Annotated in this window: 8 protein-coding genes; 3 read left to right on the forward strand and 5 right to left on the reverse strand. The window is 44.4% G+C overall.

Annotated elements, in window-relative coordinates; translation table 11 throughout:
* Positions 1 to 854: choice-of-anchor L family PEP-CTERM protein (locus tag QUB61_RS34275; RefSeq protein WP_333190328.1), on the reverse strand; the 854-nt coding region annotated here is incomplete at its 3' end.
* A gap of 614 nt (positions 855 to 1,468) precedes the next feature.
* On the reverse strand, positions 1,469 to 3,196 hold the full coding sequence (gene ggt / locus QUB61_RS34280) for a gamma-glutamyltransferase (RefSeq protein WP_333132596.1): 1,728 nt from the start codon (positions 3,194 to 3,196) through the stop codon (positions 1,469 to 1,471).
* Positions 3,197 to 3,524: 328 nt separating this feature from the next.
* Between ggt and QUB61_RS34285 the strand changes: the two genes are divergently transcribed.
* From QUB61_RS34285 to QUB61_RS34300, 3 genes are all read left to right on the forward strand, one after another.
* On the forward strand, positions 3,525 to 4,622 hold the full coding sequence (locus QUB61_RS34285; RefSeq protein ID WP_333132597.1) for a glycosyltransferase family 2 protein: 1,098 nt from the start codon (positions 3,525 to 3,527) through the stop codon (positions 4,620 to 4,622).
* Between the two features lie 2,069 nt (positions 4,623 to 6,691).
* The gene (locus tag QUB61_RS34295; RefSeq protein WP_333132598.1) at positions 6,692 to 7,978 is read left to right on the forward strand and encodes a glycosyltransferase; all 1,287 of its coding nucleotides are present in this window, start codon (positions 6,692 to 6,694) and stop codon (positions 7,976 to 7,978) included.
* Between the two features lie 476 nt (positions 7,979 to 8,454).
* Positions 8,455 to 9,231 (forward strand): DUF1350 family protein, encoded by a 777-nt coding sequence (locus QUB61_RS34300; RefSeq protein ID WP_333132599.1) that lies wholly within the window; start codon positions 8,455 to 8,457, stop codon positions 9,229 to 9,231.
* A gap of 554 nt (positions 9,232 to 9,785) precedes the next feature.
* Here QUB61_RS34300 and QUB61_RS34305 read toward each other — a convergent pair.
* The 3 genes from QUB61_RS34305 to QUB61_RS34315 all read right to left on the reverse strand — a co-directional run bounded on the left by QUB61_RS34305 (position 9,786) and on the right by QUB61_RS34315 (position 11,835).
* Complete coding sequence (locus QUB61_RS34305; protein ID WP_333132600.1) at positions 9,786 to 10,157, reverse strand: hypothetical protein; 372 nt, start codon at positions 10,155 to 10,157, stop codon at positions 9,786 to 9,788.
* Positions 10,151 to 10,522, reverse strand: coding sequence for a hypothetical protein (locus tag QUB61_RS34310; RefSeq protein ID WP_333132601.1), 372 nt, complete (start codon positions 10,520 to 10,522; stop codon positions 10,151 to 10,153). Before QUB61_RS34310 ends, QUB61_RS34305 begins: the two co-directional genes overlap by 7 nt.
* A 1,019-nt stretch (positions 10,523 to 11,541) precedes the next feature.
* Positions 11,542 to 11,835 carry a hypothetical protein gene (locus tag QUB61_RS34315; protein WP_333132602.1) on the reverse strand — a complete coding sequence of 98 codons (294 nt, stop codon included), beginning with the start codon at positions 11,833 to 11,835 and terminating at the stop codon, positions 11,542 to 11,544.
* Between the last annotated feature and the right edge of the window lie 365 nt (positions 11,836 to 12,200).

Here is a 12,200-nt window from a genome sequence, read left to right on the forward strand (position 1 = left end):
CGCAACTTTCGTCCAGCAGCCAGCATAGCGCCTCCCGCCATCAAACCCCCCACAGTCATCGGTTCGGGAACCGCCTCAGCTTTTACCGTTCCCACAGAACCGCCTTTAATAAATACAGCAGAATCTAACAAGCCATCGCCCACATCTTTAATGCGGATGCTGAGAACATTCGTCTGATTTGGCTTGAGCAAACCCTCAAAACCTAAAACTTTAGTAAAACCGTCCAGCTTAATGATGTTAGCAGCAAGACCTGTCAAGCTTGGGTTGTCAATATAGTCTGGGTGATCGCTAGAGCGATTATATCTATCGGGAACAAGATTATTAATCGTAACTGTTTTTGCGTCGGTCAATTTTGCGAAATTAGTGCCGTTCAGCAGCAGTTCAAAATCGTCATTATATCTAGAACTGCCGTACTCAAGAAACTCCTCAGAACCAAATACATATTCAAAGAACAACTTTTCAACCGTAGAATCAGCAAAAAAGCTAAGGTTTAGCTGAGTAAAATCCCCCTCTTGATCCAAGGGCAAAAAGTCCGTGCTTAAATCGCTGCCACCCAGAAAGTCGTTATCTTTCCGATTCTGACCCGGTAGATCGGTGACTTTACCAGTGCTCAGAACAACACCTGATATCAAACCGAAGGGGTCATTAGTGAAAATACCAGAAGCAGCCGCATTACCCGTAATTGAAACAGAGAAATTACTCAAGCCGCCTGTATTAGCTCCCAATAACGTATTTTTTAAAGTCTCAATGTCATTAGTTGCCCCTACCGACAATGCCATTGCTGGCGCTGCCAACAAGCTCATAGCAGTAGTTAATGTAGCAGTTAAGGCAGCAATTTTGTGAGTAATTCTCATAAGTTTTATCGCAAAAATACAAACATCGTTCTGTTGACAATTTCATTGTTACATTACATAACAATCAATGTCTAGTGCCTTTACAAGAACTTTATATTTAAGTTGATTTATGCTTTTTGTGTGAAGTTTTTTGGTAATTATTCGCAGTTAGTCTGCCAATAAAATTCACCGAAATAATACCGCAATAATACGGATGCAAAAATATACGTACACAGGCTAATAATTTCAGGACTTACGCACTGCAGCCCAAAGAAACCGGGTTTTGATAGCGTTGACGATCGCCAACATGACTAATGACTAATACCAAATCCGGCTCAAATACCCCTTTTATCATTGCGCCGTTTCAACCGCTGCATAGAGTCAAACTTTCGTCCTAGCGAGCGAAGGACAAGCCAGATAAAGGGGGTATTTGAGCCGGATTTAGTATAACAACTGATGAAAGATCACCCCGCCCAAAAACAAATTCAAGCCCCCGACTCCTGTCGTGGAGAGATAAAAATTTTAGACCCTTGTTCAAGGTCCCAGATTCATCTGTGGAGTAAATCTAAAATCCTTGAGTCGCCGAAGTCTCGCCCTCCTCTAAAATCTCTAATCTCTAATCGACTGACTGAAGACTAAAACCCCCTTGCTTCTCCTTCCCCGCGCCCATCGGCAGCCCCTTCCAACCAACCATCCGCAGTCAGGACGATCGCATTGGCATTACCCCAGCCGTCACTTTCGACAATCAGGTGTCCCCGCCGCCGTAACTCCGAAAGCGTCGCAGCCTCAAAACCTCCCCGTTCCACCATCAGGCGATCGGGCTGCCACTGATGATGCACCCGAGGTGCAGACACAGCATCGCCGACATTCATGTCGTAAACCAACACATTAAGCACAATTTGCAGCACCGTGGTAATAATCGTGCTGCCTCCGGGAGCCCCCGCAGCGAGGCGAAATTTGCCATTTTCTGTCACGATGACCGGCGTCATGCTCGATAAAGGAGTCTTCCCCGGGGCGATCGAATTTGCGTCCCCGCCCACCAAACCAAACAAATTCGGCACTCCCGGCGCCGCTGCAAAATCATCCATCTCGTTGTTGAGCAAAATTCCCGTACCCGCCGCCACGACTCCAGCCCCAAAACCGCCATTCACCGTAAAGGTTAAGGATACAACATTGCGCTCTTTGTCAACTACCGTGAGGTGGGTTGTTTCGGGAGACTCCCACACAAAGCGGCTCAAAGTTTCAGCGTCAACAGCTTTTACCTCCCCCGAAGGTCTGGCTTTTGACATTTGGATTTGCGATCGTCTCAATTTGCCATAATTGCTGCTAGTCAGAGCTTTGACCGGTACCCTCACAAAATCCGGGTCGCCCAAATACTGTGCCCGGTCAGCATAAGCAATCCTCATGCTCTCCGCGAGTAAATGTAGCGTATCTGGACTTTGCCTCCCCAACCTCTTGAGATCGGTATCTCCCAGAATATTTAAAATTTGCAACAAATGAACGCCGCCGGAAGAAGGAGGCGACATCGCACAAATTTCGTAAGTGCGAAAGTTGCCACAAACCGGATTTCGCCAAATCGGCGTATAGTGTTTCAAATCTTCGAGAGTGATAATGCCGCCGTTTTTAGCCATGTCGGCGGCGATCGCCCGCGCAATGTCCCCGGTATAAAAACTTTGCGGATTTTCAGCAATCTGCCGCAATGTCCGCGCCAAATCCCGCTGCACCAAAAGCTCCCCCGGCTGGTATAGAATGCCACCACGAGTAAAAACCTTCCGCGCCGCCGGGTTTTTTTCGATCGCATCCTGTCGTCGCCGGGCAGCCGCGGTAAACCGCGAACCTACCGGAAAGCCATTTTCAGCCAGGGCGATCGCCGGCGCCACCACCTGGGCCCAAGGCAACTTACCATACTCCCGCTGCACCGTATAAAGTCCAGCAACAGTACCCGGAATCCCCGCCGCCAAATGCCCGTCCAGACTTGCCCTTTGGCGCACCTTGCCTTGCTTGTCGAGGTACATATCCCGCGCGGCCCTTCTCGGAGCTCGTTCCCGGAAATCCAGCGCTTGCACAGTCCCCGTTTCGGCCCGCCGCAGCAGCAAAAAACCCCCGCCGCCGATACCCGCCGAAAAAGGCTCCACCACCGAAATCGCCAAAGCCGTAGCAGCCGCCGCATCCACTGCATTGCCTCCCTGTTGTAGCAGGGCCAGCCCCGCAGCGCTCGCCAGAGGGTGAGCCGAAACTGCCATCCCCTGTTTGCTGCGCTGCTGCTGCAAGTTTGGCTGTAGCTGCTGCTGGCAGGCACCGCCCACCAAAACTGTTAGGAAAAAAATATAAATTCGCACTTTACCGATTAACTTTGAAAACATTTTCCCCCCGGTTTGCGATAGATCGCACTAAAATTGAAGAACATTCTTCTCAAGGCATAGATTTAATTTCACTTCTGATAATAATCCTTAAATACCGCAAATTTACTATTCAAATCAGTCCGATAGCTTTGTTGAATACACTACACTCTAAGTCTAATTCTCGGAAATGTTAAGTATTGGAAAAAAAATAAGTAGACATAGCAGGCGTCTCGAGCCCCTGCTATAATGGGTACTTAAGTCAGTAGAACAACCTCAAACCAAAATTCAAAGCAACGTTATGAAGGCCAAAAATATCGGTGCACTCATCGCCGGAATAAACGCGAAAAACATGACTAACAGAGCGAGCGAAGGTGCGATAGATAAAAAGTTAAACACCGAAAAAGTCAGCAGTGGTTCGCCCGCAGTCCCCGAAGCGCCAACCACCCTAGAAGAATCAGCAGCGTCTGAAATTAGCACAAGTTTTCACCCAGAAAAAGTTAGCATTATTATGCCGGTATTCAACGCCAAAGACACAATTGGCGAAGCGATAGAATCTGCGCTCAACGGCACTCACCGGAATCTAGAAATCCTAGTAATTGACGACGGTTCGACCGACGGTACGGAAAACACCGTCACCGACATGGCCCAGAAAGACCAGCGAATTAAGTATTACAAAAACCCCACAAACTTAGGAGCTTACAAATCCCGAAATCTAATGATAGAAGCAGCAACCGGACAATTTATCGCCTTTTTAGACAGCGACGACACCTGGGAACCAAACAAACTAGAAGAATGCTTGAAAATGTTAAAACAGCACCCAGAAATTAAATCAGTCGGTCACGCCCTCCGCTATATAGACAAGCGCGGCAACAAAGTCGGGTACATCCCCACATATCCTACAAATCAAAAAGAATTGCAGGAGGTTCAAGAAAAGGGTGAGCTTCCCTGGGTTTTTCCGACAGCTTTAGTAGTAGAACGAGAAGCTATCCTAGAAATCGGAGGATTTTTAGAGTGGAAAGTGGCAGCAGATACCGAACTCATGGCCAGACTAGCTCAAAAGCACGGGATGCTAGCTACAAAAATGCCCTTAGGAAACTACCGAGTTTTGGGCAACTCTTTAACCGATAAATATTGGTTTGACAAGCGTCTAGCCATAGACTGCGTTAAAGAAAACCAACTGCGGCGGATTCGCGGTCAATCAGAGTTAACATTGACCGAATACCGAGAAATCTTTTTCCAAAACCTGCCGCCATTGAAAAAACTCAATAAGTTAAGAGAGATTGCGGCAACTCGCTTCATGAGAAAAGCCGGAGAAAGCTGGTTAAATCGGGAGATTTTATCGACTCTGGTTTACGGAATTGCCACAACAGCGCTAAACCCTCAAGCCACTGTCCACAAAATTAAGTGGATGAAATATCAGAAACAATTAAATCAAGAATTTCTCTAATTAGCTGTTGGGCTACTACAGGTAGCCCAGCGGACGCTGCCGCATTCCTTCAGTAGCTAAACAGTTAACAGGAATTACGCAGAGATTCTGCTTGTAGGCCCAGAAATGCCAGCGTTTTTATTAACAACAGGACTTACGCAGAGATTCTGCTTGTAATGTAAAAATTGCTTCTTTGCACAAGTCGTCTAAAAATTCTCACGCCCTGGCGAAAGCCCTCAGAGGCTACAACAGACGGTTATGCGTCAGAAAATTAGCCGTCAAATCGGCCCATAACCTCGTCAAATCTGCTTCTAGGTCCCCTACGGTCGATCGCGCTCAGGCTTCTAGCCTGTTATATTAACTTTACGTAGGTAAGCTCAGTGCAACTTTTAAATAGAAAGCCAAGCAGCGGAAAACACGGCATAAATCCTAATTCTCCCCCTATGCCCTACCCAACTCTGTCTTTCTTCTCTTCCCCCCAGGGAAGCAGGGCGGTTTCATTCTCGCTCGCCCCGATTGTTGATTGTCAATAAACTCGATACTATTTAATATTAAAATCAACCGTTTGCTTTGCTGGCAAACGGATTGAGGAATTACTGATTTTAATTTTCAGCGAAATCTATCCGGCGCTCTACCTTTTTAACTGACTACAAGTATGAGATTTTCCAGGCGAGAGTTCAACCATCTTTGTCCAGTCTTTACTGATAAAAAGCCTGACCAGCGGTAAAGATTAAGGGCGATGGTTTTGAGTATGGATAAATTAGTTACTGCTAGATAATGATGCCGAGGCCCTGTGTCTTATGCAAAAAATTACATCCTTGACCCAATGTAACTGATTCTCTATCAACCAATGACCCCGGATTTTTGACCCAAATGTTTCGGCATCTACGGATAAGCTGCTGATGTATAGCCTTTCGAGCTCTCATATGAGGTACTCATGGGCATAGGCCTCCGTGGCCTCCGTGGCCTCCGTGGCCTCCGTGGCCTCCGTGGGCATACCTCACTTTTTTGAGAACCGCTATAATAGGCAAGATGCTCGTAATCTTTTTTACCGCGAGTATCGCTTCTTTCTACTTTAACTAAGCTCCTAATTTGACCCCACTGCCAACAGTCAAAATCAGCGGATTTCAGCGGCTCAATATCAAATACAGCTACGTTTCTTACTCTCAGACGACCGTGACTGATATCTACCGTTTGGCTCTCACTTAATGGTAGTTGAATGGGAGCTTATTTTTACTGCTGGTTTAAACAGCTTTTTTTGATTCCGTTTCAGAGCGATAATATAATCATTTTTTGACTTGGTTATTAGAGTAGTTGTTTGTTTTTGACAGTGCAAAGCGTCCAAGGTGAATACTTGCCCGTGAGTGGTCTCCGTCAATACCTGCTATTGCACCTGTTTAATTTCTGAACTTTTTTTTTTCAAAACTTTGTAGTCTGAGTACCAAACCAGTGGTTTGACTGAATAAAGATACTATTGACACAAATGTTTGAGAATTATTGCCAGGATTTTTGCAGGTACTTTTGAGACATTTACCATCTATGGATACCCAATCACTGCCTTAAATTGGATTGGTTAAGCCTCGCGCCCATTGATTAAATATGTCTATTAAATCTGAGGTTTTAACCAGCATCATTGCTCGTCTAATCGTGGAATAATAGGGGACTTGTTCGTGTAAGAGTTGAAAAAAGTTAACAATCAATTTGTGGTGAAATGAGAGCAAATGCTGCCATGTCTCTATATCCCAGATGACCGAACATGACTCCAAAAATGACTAATAGTAATATCAATCATAAAGGATGTCTTTTTCCTAAGTTGTGGCGTGGCTTCTTGACTTTTTTGAGAAATATGATTAGAGTCAGCATATATATTTGTTTTTTGGCGAGCGCTCAAGATTTAATCGGACGAGCGATCGCTTTTAGCGATCGAACTGGAGAATGAAACAGCCCAGCCCAGGGAAGGAGTTTGATATAGGCAGTTAATTTGCTGAATTTTCCCTAATAAAAATTAACAAGGCTGTATAATGGCTCATGTACAGTGTGGTTGATTGTATGTACAAAATACCATCATAAACAGCATCCCGTTTTGGTCTATGCGTGCATACACCTCAGGCGGTGGAAAAAAGCTGTCCTTATCATCAAAGCGATCGGGACAGCCTGGCTGGGAACTTAACAGCTCAAACTTAGGCGACTGTGAATCGCACTCGATCGCAGTCGGGACGTTTCACAGTCGGCAATTTTCAGCTTCGGCAGAAAACCCTTACTTTTTCAGTGTTTTCATGCAGGGGTCATACCTGGCGAAGACCATACTTCGGCAAACAACTACCAAAGCACAGCTAATTCCAGTTATGAACAGCGAAAAAGTCAGTGTAATAATTCCTGCATTCAATGCTGCCGACACTCTGGCTGAGACAGTTGCCTCCGTACTCAATAGTACCCACAAGCATCTAGAAATTTTAATTGTTGATGACTGCTCTACTGACGCTACTGACAAAGTTGCTGCTAAGCTGGTCGAGCAAGATTCGAGAATTCAATACTTCCGGAATCCCCAAAATTACGGCGTTTCTAAGTCGAGAAATTTAATGATATATCGCGCCACAGGCGAGTATGTAGCATTTCTCGACAGCGACGATACCTGGGAACCCAACAAGCTAGAAGTTTGTTTGAAGATGCTCGCAGACAATCCAGAAGTCAAAGCTGTGGCTCACGCTTTGCGGTATTTAGACAAGCGCGGCAACAAGTTGAGTTACATTCGCACCTATCCTACAACTAAAGCAGAAATGCAGGCGATTAAGGAGACAGGCGAAAGCCCTTGGGTTTTCCCGTCTTCTGTTGTAGTCGAGCGCTCCATTCTTCTGAAAGAAGGCGGCTTTGCAGAAGATTGGCAGGTAGGAGAAGATACAGAGTTATTTACTAAAATTGCTCAAAAGTACGGTTTGCTAGCGGCGACAGAACCTTTGGGAAATTATCGAATTAGAGGGAGCTCTCTCACAGATAAGCACTGGCTCAAAAAGCGCATAGCTTCTGATTGTGTCAAAGAAAACCAATTGCGGCGCTTGCGGGGAGAAAAAGAGTTATCGCTCAACGAGTACGAACAGCTATGCTTTAATAATTTGCCGCTTTTGAAAAGGCTAAACAAATTCCGAGAAGTTTTGGCACTGCACTACATGAGAAAGCTGGGACAAAGTTTTTTAAATCGGGAGGTTTTACCGACTATTGTTTACGGCCTCGCTACCACAGTGCTCAATCCTCAAGCTACTCTCCACAAGTGGAAATGGATGAAGGGTGAGGAGAAGTTGAGTCATCAACCTGCAGAAGGTATCAGTCATTCGGCAGAATTAAACCCCCACCAATCATCTGAAATCGGGGGGCGGCCCTAAATCAGCTTATATGTGTATGCAGGTTTTAGTCAAGAAATTAGGTGATGCCAATCAAGCCGAATCGAAGCAGATCGCGCAGGGGCTGGTTAATACGCGATATTCGGGTTTTGAGCCGTATTTTGCTGTTAATATCCTGTGGAGTTAATTACCGCAATACCAACTACAGCGGCTTGCAGCCGTGCGATGGGAAACATTACAAAAATTTTTGAAAGTGGCGCTAGGATGTCAGCCTTGATTTATTCTGCCGCCAGCTTCAACCCTATACAGGGGGTAAATAGCAGGGTGCGCCCGCCGTGCTATTTGCCCCCAAAACAGTTACAATAAATAAGGTGTAAGTAAAAAGGAAAGTTTTTTGAATAAAAAAATGGTTGGCCAACCCCTTTTTAAGGCAGAAAGTAAAAGCAAAAATTTAGAAAAAATTCTGCCTTCTACCTCCAGAGGACGATCGCATTTTTACTTTGAATTAGATTGAATTTATGGACTGGCAAGAAATTTCTGGCAATTGGGTATTAATTCCGTCTAAACCGATCGCGATCGTACATTTTCTCGGCGGTGCATTTGTGGCGACAGCACCGCAACTCACCTATCGCTGGCTGTTAGAGGCTTTGGGGAATCAAGGATATCTTGTAGTAGCAACGCCGTTTGTCAATACTTTGGATCATATTGCGATCGCCCGCGATGTCCTCAACAAATTTGAAAATGCCCTCGATCGCCTGCGGGCCACTAAATTGCTCAAATCTTCCTATCTCCCCGTTTACGGCATGGGGCACAGCATGGGATGCAAACTGCACTTGCTGATCGGTTCTGTATTTGACGTAGAAAGGGCAGGCAATATTCTGATTTCTTTCAACAATTATGCGGCATCCGAAGCAATCCCGATCGTCGAGCAAATTTCCCCCGTCTTTAAAGTAGAGTTTACCCCTTCCCCGCAAGACACCAATCGCCTCGTTCAAGATAGTTATCAAATCCGGCGCAATCTTTTAGTCAAATTTAACGGCGACAACATCGACCAAACCCTGCTTTTGACTAATCTGCTAAAACAGAGATTTGCCGACATGATTACAGTTCAGACCTTAGCCGGCAACCATCAAACACCCTTGGGTCAAGATGTTAGCTGGCCTGTGGGTCAAATTTTTACACCCTTCGACGCGATCGGGCAATGGGTCAAACAAGAAGTGTATCGGGAATTAAATCAATTAAAACGGACAATTCTGCTGTGGCTGAATCCTCTATCAAAGGATTTTAAATCTTAAATTTAAGATTTTAGCTTCGTGATATTAAATAGAGAAATTACGCATCAACTCTATCTGTAGGGTGCTTATGGGCCCACCTGGCGCTACCAATAGTGTTGAAAAGCAGTTCACGGGGTGACAACCGCGTCAGAACATAGATAGAATCAAGGACATAGCCCTCATACCCCTCTGAAAAAATGGTAGTTTATTGCGCCTGAGTCTCATTAGTTCAGTAACAATGTCTTGACTTGCATTCCATGCCAACTCCCTCCGCTTCCCTGCGCCCAGGATTGACCATATAATCCTATCCAAAAACTACTGTGTCGCCTGATTGATCGTCCGCACTTTGTTAACCTACCCACATATTTTTGAATTCCCATATTCTTGATTTTTTGCCCTTGGAGGCGGGGCACAACTATAGGCAATGGCTATCAATAATATCAAACTGTTTAAACGCTGATTATTAGCGTGGCTCTTCTCGCGCATTATAACCACCAGTCTTACAATCTTTAAACATTGCCTCAATGCCACTCCGACATTTAAAAGTATTAATCCACTGCTTTAACTCGCCTAAATTAGTCAAAAGATACCAACGCAACATCTTCCTCTTTTCCCAGATATTTGCGGAGCCAATAAGCAGCCATATCAAAACTTCCAAATCCTTTTTGTTGGGTAACTTTTACATCAGACAAATAAAAGCTTTTCCCTGGCAGTAAAGCCATGTCAGACAAGAGGATGTAATCAGAATTGTTTTCTTGTATGTAGCGCCCTTGTTTTACCCTAAGAATAAAGTTCACTTTCTTCTGACCGAGCCAGTATGCCAGCTTGACGCTACCAAATTCCCGAGCGCCTAAAATGATAATTTTATAATCTGACAGTAACTCTAAAACAGGAGTAATTAAAGCTTGTTGTTCGCAGATATTACTACTTCCTTTCTTATCTAGCAATAGCCAGTATAAGGGAATACTCCTTTTTTGCCAAACCAGACGAGCGCATAAATACATTTTGCTCTCGCCCGCAGCGTGCGTGCGATCGCCACTTTCAAAGGTTTAGACTTTTTAAACTTTGCTTGTAATATTTTTTTAACGAGCGGGAACCATAAACTTTCAATCTTCAGGCAATCTAATTTCAAAAATCTTTGCAAGCTGCGTCTTCGGCTCTCAAATTGAATCGGATAAGGCATCAAAGTCCCCAGTAATTCGATACTAACTTGTTTTTGGCTTTGCAACAGATATACCAGGATTTTTAGAGTCAGGTATTCGACCGATATGAGTTGTTTTTCGAGATAGCTCTGGTAAAATAGAGGTAACATAATTTCTAGATGGGGCAACTTAAAAATTTACACCCCATCTTTTTTTAGCCTAAGTCACGCAGATCCGCCACAGCTGGGGTTTTTGACGGGGTTGTCACCCCGTGAAGAAAAGTAGTTTTCGTAAGTCCTAAAACTGCCAAAGGGATGTCTAAGCTATGCACTCATAGCGGCGATGATCCGACTTTTCGGACTGATTTGAGCCTGAGTGGTGAGTCAACATGGTGATAGGTGCATCCTAGGCTAGGTAAATTACCCCCTAAATTAATCGCCAATTGTTTGTCCACCTAAAGTTTCAGCACCCTGAGATGTTAAATTGTAGTTCTGCATCAATCCCTTGCTCAAGCACTCAAGATATACATTCAGTTTTTGGGAAATTATGGCAGGATAAGCTATTGTGCATTTAAACTGTGATACAAGGATTACCCTTGTTTTTGATTTTTCGTCCCCATTTAATAATTACACTCTCCTTCATTTAAGAGGGGATGTAATAAATACTCTAGCTCTTCAATTGATTTAAACAGTAGATTAGCAATATATTTTTTTGTCGAATGCCATCCCCATTCAATTAAGTTATACTCCGAGGCTCTATTCGGGGAGGAATTGTAAATGAAGGTTAGGCATTTCTGTTTCAAATTTTTTGAGGTACTCTTCTTTCTTATGAAAACTGGCACGATCAACGATGATAACTACTTTCGCTCCTTTCTCCGCAAATTCTGATGCTTGATTACCTGCTTCTACCCATTCATAAATTAACTTTGAATAAAAAATATAACTTTATAAAAATTATGTGAGTTGCCTTTATCTAGAAACTCTCTCGTTGCAATGCCATCTGTTTGATGAAGGCAGGCAAAGCAGTAATTTCATTGGTTTTTGACTCCATTTCGTAGGGTTCTAGAATCAAGCCCCGCTCGACAATATAAGCCGTGACCAGTATAATCGGCGGATTTTAGTCTACTGTCGGCTCATCGCTGATGGCTTCATAAGATCATCGCAGCACCTTGCCGTCGGTGGCAATGGTTTCAGAGGGCAAAGGTTGAATGCCCAAGAATCGAGATAAACAAGCCGAGTAATCCCGGTAATCGAGTCGCAACACCGTGTCCGCCGAATTGTGCTGTAAGACGGTAAGCCTCACGCAGGGCGGTGCTCCCCATGGCTACCAATTCATCACGGTAGGCCCAAAGCCAGTCTCCAACCGCCAGAAATCCACGATTTCCAGCCGTCGCCGACATAGTAAACAAAGCTAAACAGAGAGCTTGCATATGGCGCGTATCAGGCATGGCTGTAAAAGCTTCGACAATGACAAGTTGAGACATCGTAGACCGGTCCGAGAGTAAGAATCAATCCAAGATCATATCAGCGTTTCGATAAGAATGAAATAGCCCTGTAATATTTATAAAGCAATGTGTTAAGCTTGTATGTTTTTTTAGCTTATACTAAAAGAGTGCCTTTTTTTCTGTTTGTTTTGGGTTCAGATTCCACTCACTTTATTCGCTTCTGTGCTGTGATGGCGTCCCTATTTGAAAACTGTCGGGAGTATTTATCCATAACAACGATAGAATTATCAAGGAACCCAATTAAGCTGCTGTGCATCTAATTTGACAGTCAATTTTTCTACAATTCTTGTGGGACGGGCAGGAGAGCCCGTCTCTGTATTCAATTTAGATGCTCCGCAGCTTAT

Source organism: Microcoleus sp. C2D2, from assembly GCF_036702495.1.
In the GTDB taxonomy this organism is placed as follows: domain Bacteria; phylum Cyanobacteriota; class Cyanobacteriia; order Cyanobacteriales; family Microcoleaceae; genus Microcoleus.

Bases quoted from the DNA above. Each gene is read 5' to 3' on its own strand.
- QUB61_RS34310 (WP_333132601.1), bottom strand. From the start codon at position 10,522: ATGTTACCTCTATTTTACCAGAGCTATCTCGAAAAACAACTCATATCG.
- QUB61_RS34315 (WP_333132602.1), bottom strand. From the start codon at position 11,835: ATGTCTCAACTTGTCATTGTCGAAGCTTTTACAGCCATGCCTGATACG.
- ggt (WP_333132596.1), bottom strand. From the start codon at position 3,196: ATGTTTTCAAAGTTAATCGGTAAAGTGCGAATTTATATTTTTTTCCTA.
- QUB61_RS34300 (WP_333132599.1), top strand. From the start codon at position 8,455: ATGGACTGGCAAGAAATTTCTGGCAATTGGGTATTAATTCCGTCTAAA.
- QUB61_RS34285 (WP_333132597.1), top strand. From the start codon at position 3,525: ATGACTAACAGAGCGAGCGAAGGTGCGATAGATAAAAAGTTAAACACC.
- QUB61_RS34295 (WP_333132598.1), top strand. From the start codon at position 6,692: ATGCGTGCATACACCTCAGGCGGTGGAAAAAAGCTGTCCTTATCATCA.